General features: G+C 76.0%; 7 protein-coding genes. 2 read left to right on the top strand and 5 right to left on the bottom strand.

Annotated elements, in window-relative coordinates; translation table 11 throughout:
• Positions 1 to 185 precede the first annotated feature (185 nt).
• A complete protein-coding gene (locus tag ACPU2J_RS28460; RefSeq protein ID WP_423834287.1) occupies positions 186 to 974 on the top strand; it encodes an IclR family transcriptional regulator in 789 nt (262 codons plus the stop codon).
• Positions 975 to 1,025: 51 nt separating this feature from the next.
• Here the strand turns inward: ACPU2J_RS28460 and ACPU2J_RS28455 are convergent, their stop codons facing one another.
• Positions 1,026 to 2,060 (bottom strand): hypothetical protein, encoded by a 1,035-nt coding sequence (locus tag ACPU2J_RS28455; protein ID WP_420079014.1) that lies wholly within the window; start codon positions 2,058 to 2,060, stop codon positions 1,026 to 1,028.
• Positions 2,061 to 2,337: 277 nt separating this feature from the next.
• Here ACPU2J_RS28455 and ACPU2J_RS28450 point away from each other — a divergent pair, with 277 nt between their 5' ends.
• Positions 2,338 to 5,535, top strand: a complete 3,198-nt coding sequence (locus tag ACPU2J_RS28450) for an AfsR/SARP family transcriptional regulator (RefSeq protein WP_420079015.1) — start codon at positions 2,338 to 2,340, stop codon at positions 5,533 to 5,535.
• A gap of 52 nt (positions 5,536 to 5,587) precedes the next feature.
• Here the strand turns inward: ACPU2J_RS28450 and ACPU2J_RS28445 are convergent, their stop codons facing one another.
• From ACPU2J_RS28445 to ACPU2J_RS28430, 4 genes are all read right to left on the bottom strand, one after another.
• Complete coding sequence (locus tag ACPU2J_RS28445; protein WP_361593214.1) at positions 5,588 to 5,809, bottom strand: hypothetical protein; 222 nt, start codon at positions 5,807 to 5,809, stop codon at positions 5,588 to 5,590.
• Positions 5,810 to 6,036: 227 nt separating this feature from the next.
• The gene (ddaH, locus tag ACPU2J_RS28440; protein WP_399309712.1) at positions 6,037 to 6,849 is read right to left on the bottom strand and encodes a dimethylargininase; all 813 of its coding nucleotides are present in this window, start codon (positions 6,847 to 6,849) and stop codon (positions 6,037 to 6,039) included.
• A 107-nt stretch (positions 6,850 to 6,956) separates the two neighbouring features.
• A complete protein-coding gene (locus ACPU2J_RS28435) occupies positions 6,957 to 8,252 on the bottom strand; it encodes an MFS transporter (protein ID WP_420079017.1) in 1,296 nt (431 codons plus the stop codon).
• 6 nt (positions 8,253 to 8,258) lie between these two features.
• Positions 8,259 to 21,683, bottom strand: a complete 13,425-nt coding sequence (locus ACPU2J_RS28430; RefSeq protein ID WP_423834286.1) for an amino acid adenylation domain-containing protein — start codon at positions 21,681 to 21,683, stop codon at positions 8,259 to 8,261.
• Between the last annotated feature and the right edge of the window lie 32 nt (positions 21,684 to 21,715).

Here is a 21,715-nt window from a genome sequence, read left to right as displayed (position 1 = left end):
CCGGTGCGTTCGTCCCTGGATGCCAACACCCTGGCGCGTTCGTGTCGCACGAGCAATGATCGGGTCCGTTCAACGGACCGGAGGAAGCGGAAGACGGCAACACCGTTTGCGCTGAGGGGCCGGGACGAACGGGGAGTTGCGGGGGCGTCCGACCGATGCCGCCCGCACGAGAGGGGGATCCGCTCATGGCCAGATCCGGCACTGAGGGGCGGGGTGTACTGGCGGGCGCGTTCGCGCTGATGGAAGTGCTGGCGCACGGGGACGAGATGGGGCTCACACGGCTGGCGGCCGACGCGGAACTGCCGAAGGCCACGGCACACCGGCTCCTCGGCCAGCTGGTCGAACTCGGAGCGGTGCAGAGCGATGCGGGGCGCTACCGGCTCGGGCCGCGGACCTTCCGGCTGGGCCAGGCCCGGCATCCGGCGCGGGTGCTGCGGGCCGCCTCGGCGCGGGCGCTGCGGGAACTCGCGACCGCGAGCGGGGGGCTGACCGTCATCCTGTCCGTGCCGGAGGCCGGGCACACGATCGTGGTGGCCGGCACCCGCAGCGGGGTGGAGGAGGTCTTCGCATGGCGTCCGGGGACGGTCCTGCCGCCCGGGAGCGCCGCCGAGCTGGTCCTCACCGCGTCCGCGCCGGGGACGCGCCCGCCCGCGGGCTGGGCGGAGGCGGAGTGGGCGAAGGAGGTGGCCCGGGTCGGCTCGCAGGGCCCGGCGTTCCAGTTCGGGCAGTGCGTGCCCGGTCTGTCCTGTGTGGCGGCGCCGGTGTCCTCGGCGTCCGGGCAGGTGGTGGCGGCGGTGGCCGTGACTGCCCTGGACGCCCGGCAGATCGCCCCGGTGGGGGATGCCGTGCGGCGCGCGGCCGCGGTGATCAGCACCGATCTGACCCGGGTGCCGTCGGCCGCACCCCGCGGACCGGGACGGCGCTCCGTGCCCGGCGTGCCCGCGGCGCCGCCGGTACCGGCCCGTCCGCGCTGACCGGGTGGGGGCGGGGCGCGCCCCCGGCCGCACCCGTCCCCGCGTTCCGTTTCAGCACGGGGTGTCCCAGCGGCGCAGGGCGTCGAGGGCGGCGGTGCGGGTGGTGGGGGTGACCGGGGCCGGGGTGAGGAGGTAGTCCGCGACGGGGGTCAGGAGCAGGTCGGTGCCCGGCGCGGTGCTGAGCAGCCGGGCGGTGTCCCAGGTGTGCCGGATCACCGTGCGGCGCAGCAGGGTGCCCTGGCGGGAGGTGAGGCCTCGCGGGGAGGCGGCGGCCTCGGAGCGACGCCGGTGTTCGGCGGCCAGTTCCGGTGCGAGGGCGGCCCGTACGGGGGCCAGGGGGCCGAGCGGGAGGTGCGCCGCGGCCTGGTCGAGGAGGACGGCGGCCTCGGGGGCCAGCCGGTAGGCGGCGAGGACGGCGGCGGTGTCGGAGGGCTCGAAGGAGCTGCGGGTGAGGGCCGCGACGTCGAGGACGGTGAGCGGCGCGGGGGGCAGTGCGGGCCGGCGGAGGTGGGACTCGGCGAGGGCGAGCAGGCATTCGACGGGCTCTTCGGCGACCAGGTAGGGGCGGACGGGCACGGCCCGGCCGTCGCCGGGGAGCGCGGCGGTGGTGAGGCGGACCCGGTACCAGGGGTCGGCGAGCGGGTCCTCGGCCGGCCAGTGGACGGTGACGGCGGTGTGGTGCGGGCGGTCGCCGAGCAGGGTGACCTCGATGTGCTCGACGGGGTGGTCGGTGACGAGGCGGACCACCGCCTGCCACAGGGCCGCCTCGTCGGGGGCGACGAGGTCGAGGGTGCCGATCGGGCGCAGCAGTCCGTCCGGGTAGTGACCGGCCAGCGGGAGGCTGCCGATGGCGCGGACGCCCGTACAGCAGCCCAGGCCGGCGGCGAGGCGGGCGTAGCGGGCGGCCCGGTCGCCGGCCCGGCGGAGTTCGGCGCGGGCCGCTCCGCCCATCCGCACGCCGTCCCGGACCAGGGACGAGAGCACGAGGTGCGGCAGGTGGCGGCCCGCCCGGGAGCGGTGGAGCAGCTCGGCCGGGCCGGCGGCCGGGTCGACGTCGAGCAGCCGGTACAGCAGTGCGGTGTTCACGCGTCCGCCTCCGAAGGTATGGTCGGGCCCGGCGCCACGGCGGCCGAGGGGGCGGGCTGGCGGCACCGGACCGTGTCCGGCGTGCCCGCGGCACGGCGATTCTGTACGGCGGGGTTCAACGCCTGATCACCACAGGCTCAACAGACTCTCGACACGGAGTGCGACGCTGTGGTTAAAAGGTGACACAAATTTAGACATGTGCGCGAACGGGGCGGGCACTTGTTCTGGGGGCTGGGGGCAGGACTTGGGCGATCTCCGTTTCTCGTTACTCGGTCTGATGCAGGCTCACCGGGGCGCCGAGGCGCTCAAGATCGGTAGTCCGCAGCAGCAGGCGATGCTTGCGGTCCTGCTGCTCAGGCCGGGGTACGCGGCGAGTGCGACCGATCTCATCGCCGCGCTGTGGGGTGAGGAGCCGCCGGGCGCGGCCATGACCACCGTGCGCACCTACGCCTGGCGTTGGCGCAAGGTGCTCGACGCCGGAGCGAAGGGCGCGGAGGGCGGCGCGGCCGAGAAGTCACCGTCGAGCGTGCTCGTGTCGATGGGCGACGGCTACCGGCTGGTGCTGCCGAAGCTCGCCGTGGACTCCGCCCGGGCGGAAGCGCTGGCCTCGGAGGCGGAACGGCTCGCCCGTACCGACCCGCAGCGCGCCCGCGACCTGCTGAACCAGGCGCTGGCGCTGTGGCAGGGCGAGCCGCTGGCCGGGATCCCCGGCCCCTTCGCGGAGCGGCACCGGCAGCGGCTGGAGGAACTGCGGCTGACCCTGCTGGAGGAGCGGATCGGGCTGGACCTGACCCTCGGCCGGCATTCGCGCTGCATCCCGGAGCTGACCGCGCTCACCACCGAACACCCGCTGCACGAGCGGGCGTACGGGCTGCTGATGCACGCCCTGTACCAGGCGGGACGGCAGGCCGACGCGCTCGCGGTGTACCGCGGGGTGCGGCAGCTGTTCCTCGCCGAACTGGGCGTTCCGCCCGGCACGGAACTGGAGCAGTTGCACCGGCGGATCCTGGAGAGCGACCCGGCGCTGGCCGCGCCCCCGGCGCCCGTGACGGGCGCGGCGGCGGACGGTGGGCGGCCGGAGCCCGGTCCGGGGCCGTCGGCGCCGCAGGGCGGCGACCGGCCGCCCGCCGCGGGCCGGGACACCGCTCCCGCCCCGTCCGCCGACGACCGCGGGGACGGGTCCCCGCCGCGCGCCGCCGCGCCGGAACGGCCGGAGGGTGAGGGGCGCGAGTCCTCCAGACCCGCGCCCGCCCCGCCGAGACCGGCCCAGCTCCCGCCCGACGCGGCCGACTTCACCGGCCGTACGGCGCCCGTACGGGTCCTGCACGAGGCACTCGGCACCCGCTCGGCGCAGGCGCTGGTGATCGCCACCGTGGTCGGCATGGGCGGGGTCGGGAAGACGGCCCTGGCACTGCACGTCGCCCACCGCGTCCGGGAGACCTACCCGGACGGGCAGTTGTACGTGGACCTGCGCGGATCCGACCCGGTGCCGGCCGACCCCGAGGCGGTGCTCAGCGGCTTCCTGGTGGCGCTCGGGGTGCCCGGGGACGCGGTGCCGGACGGGCTGGACGCGCGCTCGGCGCTGTTCCGGTCCGTGGTGGACGGCCGGCGGCTGCTGGTCGTGCTCGACAACGCCAAGGACGCGGCGCAGATCCGCCCGCTGCTCCCGGGGGCGTTCGGCTGCGCGGTCCTCACCACCGGGCGGACCCGGCCCGCCGGACTGCCGGCCACCGTACGGGTCGACCTGGACGTCTTCCAGCCGTCCGAGGCGCTGGACCTGCTCGGCCGCACCATCGGCGCGGACCGGCTGGCCGCCGAACCGGAGGCCGCCCGGGAGCTGGTGGTGGCCTGCGGGCACCTGCCGCTGGCGGTGCGGATCGTGGCCGCCCGGCTCGCGGCCCGGCCCGGCTGGACGGTGGAGACCCTCAGCCGCCGCCTCCAGGTGGAGCGGCGGCGGATCGACGAGCTGCGCATCGGCGACCTGGAGGTGGCGGCCGCCTTCGGGCTGAGCTACCGCCAGCTCACCGCGGACCAGGCCCGGGCCTTCCGGCTGGTCGCCTCCGTGGACGGTCCGGACATCGGGCTGCCCGCGGCCGCCGCGCTGCTCGACCTCGACGAGTACGACGCGGAGGACCTGCTGGAGGCCCTGGTGGACGTGGCGATGGTGGAGTCGCCGTTCCCGGGCCGGTACCGCTACCACGACCTGCTGCGCGCCTTCGCCCGGCGTCGCCCGGTGGCGGACGGCGCGGCCGGCCCCTCCGCGGCGGCGGGGGACGGTGTGGCGGCCGGCGAGGCGGAGGCTGCCCGGGACCGGCTGCTGGACCACCTGCTGGCCACGGCCTGCGCGGCCTTCCAGCACGCCGTGCCGGGGGATCCCGCGGCGGGCGCACTGGGCCCGGCCCGCTCCGCCGGTGTGCCGCTGGACGGGTGGGACGCGGCGCGGGAGTGGACGGCGGCCGAGCGGGCGGGTGCGGTGGCACTGGCGGCCCAGGTCGCCGCGGAGGCCTGTGCGCGCACGGACGGCGCGGCGGCGGGACCGGACCGGGAGCGCGGGACGGCCCTGCGGGCCGCGATCGACCTGCTGATCGCGCTGACGCCGTTCGTGCTCACCCCGCCGAGCCGGCAGCTCGCCGCGACCGCCGACGCGTTGGCCGAGGTGGCGGTGCGCCAGGGCGACCTGCGGGCCGCCGGGCGGGCGCACTTCCTGCGCGGGAACGTCGCGCTGGCCGCGACCCGGCTCGACGCCGCGGAGGCGGCGTCGCGTCAGGCGGTCGACGCGGCGAGGGCCGCGGACGACACGGTGATCCTGCGTCAGGCGCTCAACGACCTCGGGCTGATCTGCCAGTTCCTCAGCCGCTACGACGAGGCCGTGGACCACTACGACGAGGCGCTGCTGCTGGCCAACGCGCTCGGGCACCGTTCGGGCGCGCTGGTGACCACGGTCAACGCCGCGCTGGCGCGGGTGCGCAGCGGGCGGGCGGAGGAGGCGGTGGAGATCTGCCACGGGGTCCTCGCCGAGCTGCGGACCCGGCAGGACGATCCCGGGCGGGCGTACACCGTGTACGTGCTGGGGCTGGCCCTGCACGGGCTCGGACGGCACGCGGAGGCGGTCACCTGGTTCCGGGAGTGCCTGACGGTGGCGACCGGGGCCGGGCTGCGGGACCGGGCCGCTCACGCGCGCTACCGGCTGGCGGACAGCCTGCGTTCCCTCGGCCGGGCGGACGAGGCCCTCGACCACGCCGGGCAGGCGCTGGCGCTGTGCGAGGAGCTGGGGGCGGAACGGGACCAGGCGCAGGCGCTGGTGGTGCTGGGCCGCGCGCTGGCGGACCTCGGGCGCGAGGAGGAGGCGGAGGCCCGGCTGCGGCAGGCGTACGAGATCTTCCGCCGCCTGGGGCTGCCGGAGGCCGCCGAGGTGGCCGGGCTGCTGGCGCAGCCGGCGGCGGCGCCGGCCGGGCGGTGCGGGTTCGAGGCCTGAGGGCGTGGGGCGCGGCGGGACGCGCCGGCTGCCGGACCGCTGCGAGGGCGGGTCAGGAGCCGGTGCTGTTCCAGTCCTTGTCGTCGGACGGGGTGGGGGTCGGGGTCGGCACGGTGGCCTGGGTGCCCACGGTCCCGCCGCCCTGCCCGGCCCCGGTGGTGCCGTCGGCCATCGCGGCGCCGGCCGCGCCCAGGGCGATCAGCGAGCCGAGGCCGAGACCCGCCACGGCCAGGCAGATCCGGGTGGCAACGGTGTTGTTCGCGTGCTTCGCCATGACTGCTCCCTGGGACGTCTTCCCTGGCGGGAAGGGGTTTTCGGGGACTTCCCGGAGTGCTCTCCGGGCTGATGGGAGGAGCATGGCAAGGCGCGTTCAACGCCCGATCGACGTCCGAGCACCGCATAGCGGCCGGGGACGTTGATCGGGCGTCGACGGGGTCACCGCACATCAATCCGGGGTGCGGGACGGGCCCGGGGCGCGGCGCCGGGCGGGCGGGCGGTTCCTCAGGAGGCCCCGCGGATCTCCAGGGTGCAGCACTTCACGCTGCCGCCGCCCTTGAAGAGCTCGGAGAGGTCGATCCCGACCGGCCGGAAGCCGCGTTCGGCGAGCCGGGCGGCGACCCCGGTCGCCGCCTCCGGCAGCACCACGTTCAGGCCGTCGCTCATCAGGTTGAGCCCGAAGACCTCCGCGTCCGCCTCCTCCACCAGCACCGCGTCGGGGAAGAGCCGCCGCAGCACCGCCCGGCTGCCCGCCGAGAACGCGCCGGGGTAGTAGACGACCTGGTCGTGGTCGAGCACGCCGAGCGCGGTGTCGAGGTGGTAGAACCGCGGGTCGACGAGGTCCAGGCCGACGACCGGACGGCCGAGGAACTCCTGCGCCTCGGCGTGACCCGCCGAGACCGTGCGGAACCCGCGGCCGGCCAGCAGGTGGCTGCCGGTCAGCAGCAGGTCCCCCTCGCCCTCGTTGACGTGGACCGGGTCGTGGGTGGTGAAGCCGCGGGACCGGAACCACTCCAGGTAGGCGGGGCCCTCGGCGGCGCGTTCGGCGTCACGGAAGCGGGCGCCGAGCACCCGGCCGTCGACGACGGTGGCGCCGTTGGCCGCGAAGACCATGTCGGGCAGGCCGGGCAGCGGGTCGATCAGGTCGACGCGGTGACCGAGCCCGGTGTACAGCTCGTACAGCCGCTCCCACTGGGCGACGGCGAGAGCGGTGTCCACCGGCTTGGCCGGATCCATCCAGGGGTTGATCGCGTAGCCGACCTCGAAGTGGGTCGGGCGGCACATCAGCAGGCGGCGGGGGCGGGCGGTGCGGGTCACGACGGGCTCCGGAAGGAAGGACGGAAAGGAAGGAGAGGAGAGGAGAGGAGAGGAGAGGAGGACGGGGCGGGACGGGACGGGACGGGACGCCGGAGGATCCGGTCCGGTCAGGGCGTGGCGGGGCGTTCGGGGAAGCTCCGCAGGCGGCGCAGCGGGCTGGCGAGGAGGACGGCGCCGGCCGAGAGCAGCACGCACGCCATGATCCAGAGGGTGGTGCGGGCGCCGAGCATCCCGCCGAGCCATCCGCCGAGCAGGGCGCCCACGGGGATGGCGCTGAAGTTGACGGTGGAGGCGCTGGCGCGGATCCGGCCGATCATCTCGGGCGGGCAGTACGCCTGGTAGAAGCTGCCCGCGATGACGTTCCCGGCGATCACCCCGCAGACGGCGACGGACCAGGCCACCGCGCTCACGGCCAGCGGGAGCCGCTCGCCGGCCATCGGCAGCAGCAGGATGAAGGGGGCTCCCACCAGCTCGCAGAGGAGCAGCCCGCGTGCCGTGCCGAAGCGGCGGGCGATCCGCCCGGCGAGCGCGGCCCCGGCGAGCCCGCCGACCGAGACCACCGCGAAGACCATGCCGATGCCGCCGGGGCTCACCCCGACACTGCGCACCAGGAAGATCGTCTGCACGGCCTGGATGCCGTTGAGCCCGAGGTTGCCCACCGCCGCGAAGCAGGCCAGCGTCCGCAGGTACGGGTCGTGCACGAGGAAGCGGACGCCTTCCTTGATCTCCCGCAGGATCCCGCGCCGTTCGGAGACCGGCGGCGGCTTCTCCTCGGCCCGGATCCGGCTCACGCACAGCGCGGCCACCAGGTAGGTGAGGGCGTCGACGAGGAGGCCGGTGACGGCGCCGAACGCCTGTGAGATCAGGCCCGCCAGGCCCGGCCCGGCGATCTCCGCGGCCGCGTCCCCGGAGCGGAGCTTGACGTTGGCCTCCAGCAGGTCCTCCTTGGCGACCAGCGCCGGGAGGACGGCGCTGTTCGCGGTGGACAGGAACACCTTGACCGCGCCGGCCAGCAGGGCCACCACCACGAGCTGGGCCATGGTCAGCAGGCCCAGCCAGCCGGCCACCGGGACGCTGCCGAACAGCATCAGCAGCAGCAGGTCGCAGACCAGCATCACCTTCAGCCGGGGCCAGCGGTCCACCCAGGCACCGGCCAGCAGACCGAGGAAGAGCCAGGGCACCCAGGCGGAGGCCGTCAGTACTCCGACCATGAACGGCGAGGCCTCCAGGGTGACCACGGCCACCAGGGCGAGCGCCACGTTGCCGACGGCGGTCCCGAGGCCGCTGGTCGTCTCACCGATCCAGAGCCGGCGGAAGTTGCCCTGCGCCCACAGACCCCACCGGGTCCGCTGCGGCGCGTCCTGCGCCGGGGGCGACGGCGGCTTGACGGGGGCTGTGGTCATGGCGGGTCACTCTCCAAGCTTCTGGGCCAGCACGGCGGCGATCCGTGCGACGGGCTCCGGCTGCGTCATGGCGCCGTGCGTGCAGGTGATGCGGTGTTCCTCGATGCGGCCGTCGACGTACGGGTGCCAGGCCGCCGCGTAGGGCCAGTCGGCGGGCTTGTCGAGGGTGGCGCCGAAGAAGACGGCGTCCCCGCGGTAGCGGTCGGGTACGTGCTCGGCCATGAGCTTGCGGTGCTGGTCGAAGACGTCGGGCAGGACCGCGGCGGCCTCGCCGAGGAGCGCGGTCAGCTCCGCCGGTCCCCGGTCGCCGGCCGGGTCGAGGCCGAGCGAGGCGAGCAGTTCGGCGAGGGTGTCGGCCGGCTCGTCGGCGGGCGGACCGTCCACGGCGTACCGGGCGGGGTCGGCGGGGAGTCCGTCGAGGAGGGCGAGCAGCTCCACCTCCTGGCCCTCCGCCTGGAGGGCGACGGCCATGGCCTGGGCGACGACGGCCCCGAAGGACCAGCCGAGCAGGTGATACGGCCCCTCGGGCCGGACGGCCCGGATCTGCCGTACGTAGTCCTCCGCGATCTCGGTGACGGAGGACGGGGAGCCGCCGCGCAGCCCGCGGGCCTGGAGGCCGTGGACGGGGCGGTCCGGGTCGAGGTGGCGCAGCAGTCCGGAGTAGACCCAGCTGATGCCGGCCGCGGGGTGGACGCAGAAGAGGGGGGCGGCGGTGCCGCCCGGCCGCAGCGGCAGCAGGACGTCCAGGGCGCTCCGCGAGCCGGAGGCGCCGTCGGCGTCGGCCGCGTCGGGGTGCGGGCCGAGGCGGCGGGCCAGGGCGGCCGGGGTGGGCGCCTCGAAGAGGGCCCGCATGCCCAGGTCCGTGCCGGTGGCGGCGCGGATGCGGCCGAGCAGCTTCATCGCGAGGAGGGAGTGGCCGCCGAGGTCGAAGAAGCCGTCGTCGGCTCCGGCGGGGCCGTGGAGCCCGAGCACCTCGGCGAAGAGGGCGCAGAGCAGCTCCTCCTGCGCGGTGGCGGGGGCCCGGCCCGTACCGGCCGGCCGCGGGTCGGGGACGGGCAGCTCGCGGCGGTCGATCTTGCCGCTCGCGGTCAGCGGGAAGGCGTCCAGCGGGATCACGGCGGCGGGAAGCATGTAGCCGGGCAGGGACTCGGCCGCGAAGGAGTGCAGCTCGGCCGGGTCGAGCGGGCCGTCCCCGACCACGTGGGCGATCAGCCGGGGGCCGGTGGCGGCGTCCTCGTGGACGGTCACGACGGCGGACTGCACCCGGGGGTGGCGGGTCAGGACGTGCTCGATCTCGCCGGGTTCGATGCGGAAGCCGCGGATCTTGACCTGGTGGTCGGTGCGGCCCAGGTAGTCGAGCCCGCCGTCCCGGGTGCGGCGGACGAGGTCGCCGGTGCGGTACATCCGCTCCCCCGGAGCGAACGGGTCGGCCACGAACCGTTCCGCGGTCAGCGCCGGCCGGCCCAGGTAGCCGCGGGCCAGTCCGGCCCCGCTCAGGTACAGCTCGCCGGGGACCCCGGCGGGCACCGGGTTCAGGCGGGCGTCCAGGACCCGGGCGCGGGTGCCGAGCACGGGGCGGCCGAGGGCGGGGCGGCCGGTGGCGGCGAAGGGCTGGGTGAGCGCGTCCACGGTGGACTCGGTGGGGCCGTAGAGGTTGTGGGCGGTGGTGGCGGGGGCCGCGCTCAGGCGGTCCCACAGCCCCTGGCCCACCGCCTCGCCGCCGAGCAGCACCACGCGCGGTGCGGGGGCGTCCAGCAGGCCCTCGTCGAGGAGCTGTTCGGCGTAGGAGGGGGTGACCTCCAGGACGTCGAGGGAGTGCGTGCGCACGTGCCGGACGAGCGCGGCGGCGTCGCGGCGGACCTCGTCGCCGATCAGGTGCAGCTCGTGTCCGGCGATCAGCCAGAGCAGGCCGTCCCAGGAGGCGTCGAAGCAGAGGGACGCGGTGAGCGCGAACCGCCCGCGGCCGTAAGCGGCTTCGGTCGCTCCGATCGGCCCGTCCGGGGAGCGGTGCGAGGCGAGCAGCGCGGCGATCGCGCCGTGGCTCACCACCACCCCCTTGGGGCGGCCGGTGGAGCCGGAGGTGTAGATCACGTACGCGGCGTCGGACGCGGCGGGGTGGACCGGCGGGCCGGCGGCGGGGCGTTCGGTGTCCTGGCCGGGGGTGGCGGGCAGCACGGTCATCCCGGTGAGCAGTCCGGGCAGGGGCCAGCCCTCGGCGGTGACGGCCAGGGCGGGCGCGGCGTCGGCGAGCATGGCGGCGGTCCGGTCGGCCGGGTACGCGGCGTCCAGCGGGAGCGAGGCGGCCCCGGCCTTGAGGACGGCGAGCAGGGCGATCACGCTCTCCGCGGAGCGCGGCAGGGCGAGGGCGACGACGGAGTCCGGTCCGGCTCCCGCCGCGGTCAGGCGGCGGGCCAGTTCGTCGGCGCGGGCGTCGAGTTCGGCGAAGTCGAGGCGGGTGTCGCCGTGGACCAGGGCGGTGGCGTCCGGGGTGCGGGCAGCCTGGGCCGCGAACGCGGCGGGCAGCAGCGGTACGGCCGGGGGCAACGCCGCGGCACCGGGGAGGAGTTCGGTGCGTTCCTCGGCGGAGAGCAGGTCGGCGCTACCGACGGGCAGATCGGGCCGGGCGGCGGCCGCGGTCAGCAGGCGGCCGAACCGGACCGCCAGGGAGGCGACGGTCTCGCGGTCGAAGAGGTCGGTGGCGAAGTCGATCGCGCACTCCAGTCCGGCGGGCGCGCCGTCGGCGTCGAAGGACTCGCCCATGGCCACGGAGAGGTCGAACTTGGCGACGTGGCCGCCGGCCGGTTCGACGGCCGCGGGCAGCCCGGCCAGGTCGAGCGCCGCCCCGGCGCCGCCGCCCGGGGCGCCGGTCCGGGCGGTGCCCTGGAGCATCAGCATTACCTGGAAGAGCGGGTGTCGGGCCAGCGAACGCGCCGGGTTGAGCTCCTCGACCAGCCGCTCGAAGGGCACGTCCTGGTGGGCGTGGGCGTCGAGCTGGGTCTCGCGGACCCGGTGCAGGAGCTCGGTGAACGTGGGGTCCCCGGAGGTGTCGGTGCGCAGGACCAGGGTGTTGACGAAGAAGCCCACCAGTTCGTCCAGCGACTCGTCCGAACGCCCGGCGACCACCGAGCCGATCGGTACGTCGGTGCCGGCGCCGAGCCGGGTCAGCAGCGCGGCCAGTCCGGCCTGGAGGGTCATGAAAAGCGTGACCCGGTGCTCGCGGGACAGTGCGACGAGGGAGCGGTGCAGGTCGGCCCCGAGCGGCAGGACCACGCGGTCGCCGCGGTGGCCGCTGTCGGCGCGACGGGGCCGGTCGACGGGCAGGGACAGCTCCTCGGGCAGGCCGGCCAGGGCGGTCCGCCAGTAGGCGAGCTGGCCCGCGGCGAGGCTGTCGGGGTCGGCCTCGTCGCCGAGCAGGGCGCGCTGCCAGAGCGCGTAGTCGGCGTACTGGACGGGCAGCGGCCGCCACTGCGGGGCGGCGCCCTCCCGGCGGGCGGCGTAGGCGGCGGACAGGTCGCGCAGCAGCGGGTCCATGGACCAGCCGTCGCCGGCGATGTGGTGCAGGACGAGGACGAGCAGGTGTTCGTCGGCGGCGACGGGGAGCAGGTGGGCGCGGACGGGGAGTTCGGTGGCGAGGTCGAAGGGGGTCTCGGTGCACTCGGCGAGGGCGGCCGCCGGGTCGGCGGGGACTGCGGTGCGTCGGTCGAGGACGATGCGGGCCTCGGCGGGCGGGAGGATCCGCTGCCGGGGCTCGCCGTCCTGCTCGCCGATGAGGGTGCGCAGGATCTCGTGGCGGGCGACGAGGTCGCCGAGGGCGAGTTCCAGGGCGTCCGCGTCGAGCGGGCCGGTGACGCGCAGGGCGAGCGGGAGGTTGTAGAGGGCGCTGGGGCCCTCCATGCGGTCGATGAGCCAGAGCCGCTGCTGCGCGAAGGACAGCGGGAGCCGCTCGGGGCGCTCACCCGCGGCCGGCGCGGGCCGGGCGCCGGCCCCGTCGAGGCGCCGGACCAGGCCGGCGACCGTCGGCGCCTCGAAGACGTCCCGGACGCCGATCTCCGACGCGAACACCGTGCGGACCCGGCTGACCAGTTGCATGGCGAGGAGGGAGTGGCCGCCGAGGGCGAAGAAGTCGTCGTCGACCGAGACCGGGCCCGTGACGCCGAGCACCTCGCCGAAGAGCCCGGCGAGCAGTTCCTCGGTGGCCGTACGGGCGGCCCGGCCGCCGGCGAAGAGCCGGAAGTCGGGGGCCGGGAGGGCGCGCCGGTCGACCTTGCCGCTGCCGGTCAGCGGCAGGTGGTCGAGGGCGACGACCGCGGCCGGGACCATGTGGGCGGGCAGCGATCCGGCCGCGAACCGGCGTAGTTCCTGGGCGAGTTCGGGTCCGGGTGCGGCGACCGCGCAGTGGGCGACGAGCCGGCGGTCGCCGTCCGCGCCCTCGTGCGGGGTGACCACGGCCTGCCGTACGGCGGGGTGGGCGGACAGCACCTGTTCGATCTCGGCGGGTTCGATGCGGAAGCCGCGGATCTTGACCTGGTGGTCGGTGCGGCCGAGGTAGTCGATCCGGCCGTCGCGGTGGCGGCGGACGAGGTCGCCGGTGCGGTACATCCGCTCCCCCGGAGCGAACGGGTCGGCCACGAACCGTTCCGCGGTCAGCGCCGGCCGGCCCAGGTAGCCGCGGGCCAGTCCGGCGCCGCCGAGGTACAGCTCGCCGGGGATCCCGGCGGGCACCGGGTTCAGGTGCTCGTCCAGGACGTGCGCCCGGGTGCCGAGGACGGCGCGGCCCATGGTGGGGCGCTCCGCCTCGTCGAAGGCCTGGAGCAGGGTGTCGACGGTGCATTCGGTGGGGCCGTAGAGGTTGTGGCCGGTGGTGGCCGGGGCCTCGCGCAGGCGGTCCCACAGCCCCTGGCCCACCGCCTCGCCGCCGAGCAGCACCACGCGCGGTGCGGGAGCGTCCAGCAGGCCTTCGGCGATGAGCTGTTCGGCGTAGGTGGGGGTGAACTGCACGGCGTCGATGCCGGCGGTGCGCAGGTGTTGGACGAGGGCGACGGGTTCGCGGCGCAGGTCCTCGCCGATGACGTGCAGTTCGTGGCCCGCGACCATCCACAGCAGCCCGTTCAGGGAGGCGTCGAAGCAGAACGAGGTGGTCAGCGCGGCCCGGATCCGGCCGTGGGCCCGCTCCGGCCGGCCGAAGGTCTCCGCGCGGTGGGCGGCGAGCAGTCCGGCGAGCGAACCGTGGCCGACCACCACGCCCTTGGGCCGCCCGGTGGAGCCGGAGGTGTAGATGACGTAGGCGGCGTGGGAGGGGTCGACGGGGACGGGCGGGGCGTCGGCGGGCCGGTCCGCCCAGGTCCGTTCGCCGGCGTCCAGGACGGTGCATCCGTCGAGTCCGTCGAGCACCTCGGGCAGCGGCCAGCCGGTGTGGGTGAGCACGGCCTTCGGGCGGGCGTCGGCCAGCATGTGGGCGGTGTGCTCCGGCGGGTACGCGGCGTCCAGGGGCAGGAAGGCCGCGCCGGCCCTGAGCACGGCGAGCTGGCAGACCACCGTCTCCACCGAGCGGGGCAGGGCGAGGGCGACCACGTCCTCGGGGCCGATGCCCGCCTCCCTCAGGCCGTGGGCGAGCCGGGCGGCGCGGACGTCCAGTTCGGCGTACGTGAGCCGGGTGTCGCCGAGGACCAGGGCGGTGAGGCCGGGGGTCGCGGCGGCCTGCGCGGCGAAGGCGGCCGGGACCGGCGGCAGGTCCGCGGGCAGCGGCCGGTGTCCGCCGAGGAGTGCGGCGCGCTCGGCCTCGTCCAGCAGGTCGGCGCGGCCGATGCGCTGCCCGGGGCGGTCCGTCACCTGCGTGAGGAGGCGGCCGAAGCGGGCGGCGAGGGCTTCGACGGTCTCGCGGTCGAAGAGGTCGGTGGCGAAGTCGATGGCGCAGTCGACGCCCGCGGGCTCCCCGTCGGGGCCGAAGAACTCCTCCAGCGTGACGTTGAGGTCGAACTTGGCGACGCCGGTGTCCGCGGGCAGCGCCTCGGCGCGCAGGCCGGAGAGCTCCGGTTCGGTGCCGGCGTTGGACTGCAGGACCATCGCCACCTGGAAGAGGGGGTGGCGGGCCAGCGAGCGGGCCGGGTTGAGCTCCTCCACGAGCCGGTCGAAGGGCACGTCCTGGTGGGCGTAGGCGCCCAGGCCGGTGTCCCGGACCCGGCCGAGGAGTTCGGTGAAGGTGGGGTCGCCGGAGGTGTCGGTGCGCAGCACGAGCGTGTTGACGAAGAAGCCGACCAGGTCGTCCAGGGCTTCGTCGGAGCGCCCGGCGACCACGGAGCCGATGGGGACGTCGGTGCCGGCGCCGAGCCGGGTCAGCAGCGCCGCCAGGGCCGCCTGGAAGGTCATGAACATCGTGACGCGGTGTTCGCGGGCCAGGGCGGTCAGCGCGCGGTGCAGCGCGGCGTCGATGGGGAGGGCGACCCGGTCGCCCCGGTGGTCGGCGCGGGTTCCGCGCGGCCGGTCGACGGGGAGCGTGAGCTCCTCGGGCAGGCCGGCGAGGGTGTCGCGCCAGTAGGCGAGCTGGCGGGAGGCGAGGCTGTCGGGGTCGGCCTCGTCGCCGAGCAGGGCGCGCTGCCAGAGCGCGTAGTCGGCGTACTGGACGGGCAGCGGCCGCCACTGCGGGGCGGCTCCGTCCAGGCGGGCGGTGTAGGCCTCGGTGAGGTCGCGCAGCAGCGGGCCCATGGACCAGCCGTCGCCGACGATGTGGTGCAGCGCGACGACCAGCACGTGTTCCTCGGGCGAGACCCGCAGGAGGGTGGTGCGGACGGGCGGTTCGGCGGCGAGGTCGAAGGGCTCGCGGGCGGCCCGGTCGACCTCGGCGTCCACCGACCCGGGTGCGCAGTCGAGGAGCGTGAAGGGGAGGTCCGCGGCGGAGGCGGCGAGGACCAGCTGGTGGGGCTCCCCGTCCTGCTCGGCGATGACGGTGCGCAGGATCTCGTGGCGGGCGGCCAGGTCGCCGAGGGCGGCCCGCAGGGCGTCCGTGTCGAGCGGGCCGGTCAGGCGCAGCGCGAGGGGCATGTTGTAGAGGGCGCCGGGGCCTTCCATGCGGTCGATGAGCCAGAGCCGCTGCTGTGCGAAGGACAGCGGGAGCCGCGGCGGGCGTGCGCCGGCCGTCAGCGCGAGCCGGGCGCCGGCCCCGTCCAGGCGCCGGACCAGGCCGGCGACCGTGGGCGCCTCGAAGACGTCCCGGATGCCGAGCTCGGCGCCGAGGACCGAACGGACCCGGCTGAGCAGCCTGGTGGCGAGGAGGGAGTGGCCGCCGAGGGCGAAGAAGTCGTCGTCGACCGAGACCTGGCCGGTGGCTCCGAGCACCTCGCCGAAGAGTCCCGCGAGGATCTCCTCGCGGGCGGTGCGGGCCGCCCGGCCGCCGCCGGCCGCCGCGAAGTCGGGGGCGGGCAGGGCGCCGCGGTCGAGCTTGCCGTTGACGTTGAGGGGCAGGGCGTCGAGGGCAACGAAGGCCGCCGGGACCATGTGGTCGGGCAGGGTGGCGGCCGCGTGGGCGCGCAGCTCGGCCGGGTCGAGCGGGTCCCGCGTCACGACGTAGGCGGCCAGGCGGGTGCCGGCGGCGGGGTCGTGGTGGGGCAGGACGGCGGCCTGGAGGACGCCGGGGTGGGCGGCGATCACGGTCTCGATCTCGCCCGGTTCGATGCGGAAGCCGCGCACCTTGACCTGGTGGTCGGTGCGGCCGAGGTATTCCACGGTGCCGTCGGGGCGACGGCGGGCGAGGTCGCCGGTGCGGTACATCCGCTCCCCCGGCGCGAACGGGTCGGCCACGAACCGTTCCGAGGTCAGCGCCGGGCGGCCCAGGTAGCCGCGGGCCAGTCCGGCGCCGCTGAGGTACAGCTCGCCGGGGACGCCGGGCGGGACGGGCCGCAGGCCCGTGTCGAGGACGTGCGCGCGCAGGTTGGGCAGCGGACGGCCGATCAGCGGGCGGGGGTCGCCGCCCAGCCGGTGGTGCAGCGCGTCGACGGTGCATTCGGTGGGGCCGTACATGTTGAGGACGACGGTGCCGGGGGCGTCGGCGAGGGCGGCCCAGAGGGTCTGGCCGAGGGCCTCGCCGCCGACCATCAGCAGGGCGGGCGGGCAGCGGTCGAGCAGGCCCTCCTCCACGAGCCGTTCGGCCTGGCCGGGGGTGACGTCGAGGACGTGGGTGCCGGTGTCCTCGGCGTAGCGCACGATGGCCTCGGCGTCGCGGCGCACGTCGTCGTCGAGGAGGTGGAGTTCGTGCCCGGCGACCATCCACAGCAGTGCCTCGAGCGCGGTGTCGAAGGACAGCGAGGCGGTCTGGGCGAAGCGGAACCGACCCTCCGGGTGGGCCTGGCGGGCGGCGGCGATGGTCTCGGCACGGTGGAAGGCCAGCAGGTTGGCCAGGCCGCGGTGGCGGACCACGACGCCCTTGGGGCGGCCGGTGGAGCCGGAGGTGTAGATGACGTAGGCGGCGCCGTCCGGGTGGACGGACACGGCGGGTGCCTCGGCGGGCCGGTCGGTCCGGTGCTGTTCGCGGACGTCCAGGACGACGGGGCCGTCCGGCGATCCGGGTGCCCGGAGCAGGTCGGGCAGCGGCCAGCCGGGCCCGGTGAGCACGGCCTTCGGGCGGGCGTCGGCCAGCATGTGGGCGAGCCGGTCGCGGGGGTACTCGGCGTCCAGCGGCAGGAAGGCCGCGCCGGCCTTGAGCACGGCCAGCAGGGCGACGAGGGAGTCGGCGGAGCGCGGGAGGGCGAGCGCGACCAGGTCCTCGGGGCCCGCGCCGGAGGCGGTCAGGGCGTGGGCGAGACGGTTGGCCCGGGCGTCGAGCTCGGCGTAGGTCAGCCGGGTCGGGCCGCAGACCAGGGCGGTGTCGTCCGGTGCCGCGGCGGACTGCTCGGCGAAGGCCCGCGGGAGGAGGACGTCCGTGCCGGGGCGTTCGGTGTCGTGCCAGGAGGCGAGCGCCTCCCGGCCGGGGGCGCCGAGGACGTCCAGCTCGGCGACGGGGCGGTGGGGGTCGTCGGCGGCCTGGGTGAGCAGTCGCAGCAGGGCGTCGGCGAGCCGGTGGGCGGTGGCGCGGTCGAAGAGGTCGGTGGCGAACTCCAGGCCGCCGTGGATGCCGGCCGGGGAGCCGTCGGCGTGGTGGCGCTCGGAGAGGTTCAGGGTGAGGTCGAAGGCGGTGGTGGGCAGGCCGAGCGGCTCGTACGCGGTCCGGGTGCCGGGGAACTCGGGGTCGCCGCCCGCGGTGTTGTCGAAGGCGATCATCACCTGGAACAGGGGGTGCCGGGACAGGGTCCGGGCCGGGTTGAGCTCCTCCACGAGCCGTTCGAAGGGAACGTCCTGGTGGGCGTACGCGGCCAGGTCGGCCTCCCGTACGCGGGCCAGCAGCTCGGCGAAGGTGGGCCGCCCGGCGAGGTCGGTGCGCAGGACGAGGGTGCTGGCGAAGAAGCCGACCAGGTCGTCCAGGGCGGGGTCGAGGCGGCCGGCCAGCGGGGTGCCGACGGGCAGGTCGTCGCCGGCTCCGAAGCGGTGCAGGAGGGTGGCGTAGGCGGCCTGGAGCACCATGAAGAGGGTGGCCCCGTGCGCGGCGGCCAGCGCGGCGAGCCGTGCGTGCAGGTCCGCGTCGAGGTCCAGCGGGACGACGTCGCCGCGGTGGCTCGCCACGGCGGGGCGGGGCCGGTCCAGCGGCAGGGGCAGTTCGTCGGGCAGGCCGGCCAGTGCCTGCCGCCAGTGGTCGAGCTGGCGGGCGAGCAGGGAGTGCGGGTCGGTGTCGGCGCCGAGCAGCCGCTGCTGCCAGAGGGTGTGGTCGGCGTACTGGACGGGCAGCGGTTCCCAGGCCGGCGGGTCGCCGCCGAGCCGGGCGGTGTAGGCCCGGGCGAGGTCGCGGAAGAGCGGGCGCAGCGACCAGCCGTCGCTGGCGATGTGGTGCATGACCAGGAGCAGGACGTGCTCGTCGGGCGTCTCGGCGCGCAGGTAGGCGTGCAGCGGGACGTCACGGGCGAGGTCGAAGGTGTGGCCCACGAGGTCCTGCGCGGGACGGTCGGTGCGGGTGAGCAGCGGGGCGGGCGGGGCGGGCAGGACGCGCTGGTGGGGTACGCCGTCGTGCTCGCCGAAGACGGTCCGCAGGCTCTCGTGGCGGGACACGACGTCCCCGAGGGCGGCTTCGAGGGCGGTGGCGTCGAGCGGTCCGGTGAGCCGGAGCGCGAGGGTGACGTTGTAGGTGGCGGTGGAGCCCTCGGCCTGGGCGAGGAACCACAGCCGGCGCTGGGCGAAGGAGAGGGGCAGGCGGTCCGGGCGGGCCTCGGGGCGGAGCGCGGGGCGGGCCGGGTCGGTGGCGAGGCGGTCGGCGAGGGCGGCGACGGTCGGGGCCTGGAAGAGGTCGGAGATGGCGAGTTCGGCGCCGAGCTCGGTGCGGGCCCGGCCGATCAGGCGGGTCGCGAGGAGGGAGTGGCCGCCGAGTTCGAAGAAGTCGTCGTCGATGGTGATGTCGTCGATCCCGAGGATCTCGCCGAAGAGCGCGCAGAGGGTGTGTTCGCGGGCGTCGCGCGGGGCACGTCCCCCGGCGTCGCCGGTCGCCTCGGGGGCCGGCAGGGCGCGCCGGTCGACCTTGCCGTTGGCGTTGAGCGGCAGGGCGGGCAGGACGACCACGGCCGAGGGGACCATGTAGCCGGGCAGGGTGGCCGCGGCGAACTCCTTCAGCTCGGCCGCCAGCGCGGGCTGCTCGTCGAGGGCCGGCCCGGGCACCGCGCAGTAGCCGACCAGCCGGATGTCACCGGGACGGTCCTCGCGCGGGATCACGATGACCTGGCGGACGGCGGGGTGGCGGGAGAGCACCGCTTCGATCTCGCCGGGCTCGATGCGGAAGCCGCGCACCTTGACCTGACCGTCGACGCGGCCGAGGAACTCGATCGCGCCGTCGGTGCGGCGGCGCACGAGGTCGCCGGTGCGGTACATCCGCTCCCCCGCGGCGAACGGGTCGGCGACGAACCGCTCCGCGGTCAGCGCGGGCCGGCGCCAGTAGCCGCGGGCCAGACCCGCGCCCGCCACGTACAGCTCGCCGGGGACCCCGGGCGGGACGGGCCGCAGGCGGGCGTCGAGGACGTGGGCCCTCATGTTGTCGAGGGGGGCGCCGATCGGCGGGCGGGCGCCGGCCAGGTCGGCGGGCGAGAGGGGGTGGTGGGTGGCGAAGGTGGTGGCCTCGGTCGGGCCGTAGACGTGGGCGAGGAGCAGGTCGGGGCAGTGGTCGAGGACGCGCCGCATGAGGGTCGCGGAGGCGGCCTCGCCGCCGGTGCAGACGGTGCGCAGGGCGCGGAAGGTCTCCGGGGCCTGCTCGGCGACCAGGTCGAAGAGCGCCTTGGTGAGGAACACCGCGGTGACCCGGTGCCGGGTGGCGACGGCGTGCAGGGCGGCGGCGTCCAGGCTGCCGGGCGGGGCGACGACCACGGTCCCCCCGGCCAGCAGGGGCGTCCACAGCTCGTAGGTGGCGGCGTCGAAGGCGTGCGGGGAGTGCAGCAGGATCCGCCGGTGCCGGCCGTCCTGCCAGCGGCGGTCGGCGGCCAGGTCGACGACGTCGCGGTGGCGGACGGCGACCCCCTTGGGGGTGCCGGTGGAGCCGGAGGTGAACATCACGTAGGCGAGCGCGTCGGGGTGGACCGCCACGCCGGGGTCGTGCTCCGGTGCGCCGGTCTCGTCACCGGGGCGCACGACGGCGGCGCCGTGCGCGAATCCCGGGTCGGTGCGGTCGGTGAGCAGGACGGGCGCGCCGGTGTCGGTGAGCAGGGCGGTCATCCGCTCGGGCGGCAGGCTCGCGTGCAGGGGGACGTAGCATCCGCCGGCCTTGAGCACGGCCAGGGTGGCGACGACCAGGTCGACGGAGCGTTCCATGAGCAGGGCGACCGGGGACTCCGGGCCGACGCCGACGGCGATCAGGTGGTGGGCGAGCCGGTTGGCGCGGGTGTCGAGTTCCGCGTAGGTGACGGTGCCTTCGTCGTGGGCGAGGGCGACCGCGTCGGGGGTGCGGGCGGCCCGGGCGGTGAAGAGTGCGGGCAGCGAGCCGGAGGGGACGGGCGTGGAGGTGGCGTTCCATTCGCCGGTCAGCCGGGCGCGCTCCTCGGGGGCGAGGATGTCGAGGGTGCCGATCGGCGCGTCGGGTGCGGCGGCCGCGGCGGCCAGCAGCCGGCCGAGCCGCTCGAACAGGGTGGTGACGGTGGCGCGGTTGTAGAGGTCGGCCGCGTACTCCACCGATCCGCTGAGGCCGGCGGGAGCGCCGTCCGCGGTGCGCTGCTCGGTGATCCCGATGTTGAGGTCGAACTTGGCGACGCGCAGGCCGAGCGGCTCGGGCGCCGACTCGATTCCGGGCAGGCCCAGTTCGCCCTCCTCGTGGTTCTGCAGGACGAGGAGCGTCTGGAAGAGCGGGTGCCGGCCGAGGACGCGGGCCGGGTTGAGCTCCTCGACGAGCCGCTCGAAGGGCACCTCCTGGTGGGCGAAGGCGTCGAGCTGGGTGGTGCGCACCCGGCCGAGGAGTTCCGCGAAGGACGGGTCGCCGGAGGTGTCGGTGCGCAGCACCAGGGTGTTGACGAAGAAGCCGACGAGGTCGTTCAGCGCCTCGTCGTCGCGGCCCGCCACTCCGGTGCCGAGCGGGATGTCGGTGCCGGCCCCGAGCCGGGTGAAGAGGGCGGCGAGCCCGGCCTGGAGGACGGAGAACAGGGTGGCGCGGTGGCGGCGGGCGAGGGCGGCCAGCGCGGCGTGCAGGGGTGCGTCGTAGCGGAAGGCGACGGCGTCGGCGGCTCCGGTCGGGGCGGGCGGCCGGGGCCGGTCGGCCGGCAGTTCCAGCTCCTCGGGCAGCCCGGCCAGGACGCCCCGCCAGTGGTCGAGCCGCCGGCTCATCAGGCTGTCGGGGTCGCTCTCCTCGCCGAGCAGCTCGCGCTGCCAGAGCGCGTAGTCGGCGTACTGGACGGGCAGCGGCTCCCAGTCGGGGGTCCGGCCGTCCAGGCGGGCGCCGTAGGCGGTGGCGAGGTCGCGCAGGAGCGGGCCGAGGGACCAGCCGTCGCCGGCGATGTGGTGGAGCACGACGAGCAGAACGTGTTCGGCGGGGGCGAGCGTGAAGACCGTGACCCTGATGGGCAGTTCGGCGGCCAGGTCGAAGGTGTGGGCGGCGGCCCGGTCCCGCAGGGCGGGGTAGGCGTCCGGTGCGCAGTCCACCGTCTCGAAGGCGACCTCCGCCTGCGCCGACGGCAGGACCTGCTGCACCGGCACTCCCCCGGCCACCGGGAACACCGTGCGCAGGGCCTCGTGCCGGGCGACCACGTCCGCCGTCGCGGCACGCAGTGCGGCGGTGTCGAGCGTGCCGCGCAGGCGGACCGCGAACGGCAGGTTGTAGAGCGCGGTCGGCCCCTCGATCTGGTCGATCAGCCAGAGACGCTGTTGTGCGTACGAAACCGGGATCACGGTGCTTCCTCTGCTCACATCACGGCGTGGAC

The organism is Streptomyces manipurensis (genome assembly GCF_049570255.1).
Classification (GTDB): Bacteria; Actinomycetota; Actinomycetes; order Streptomycetales; family Streptomycetaceae; genus Streptomyces; species Streptomyces manipurensis.
The sequence above is the reverse complement of the archived record's forward strand: the minus strand, read 5'-3'. Positions and strand labels throughout refer to the sequence as shown.

Excerpts from the sequence above, each read along its gene's own strand:
- ACPU2J_RS28450 (WP_420079015.1), top strand. The coding sequence starts at position 2,338 with ATGCAGGCTCACCGGGGCGCCGAGGCGCTCAAGATCGGTAGTCCGCAG.
- ACPU2J_RS28435 (WP_420079017.1), bottom strand. The coding sequence starts at position 8,252 with ATGACCACAGCCCCCGTCAAGCCGCCGTCGCCCCCGGCGCAGGACGCG.
- ACPU2J_RS28460 (WP_423834287.1), top strand. The coding sequence starts at position 186 with ATGGCCAGATCCGGCACTGAGGGGCGGGGTGTACTGGCGGGCGCGTTC.
- ACPU2J_RS28445 (WP_361593214.1), bottom strand. The coding sequence starts at position 5,809 with ATGGCGAAGCACGCGAACAACACCGTTGCCACCCGGATCTGCCTGGCC.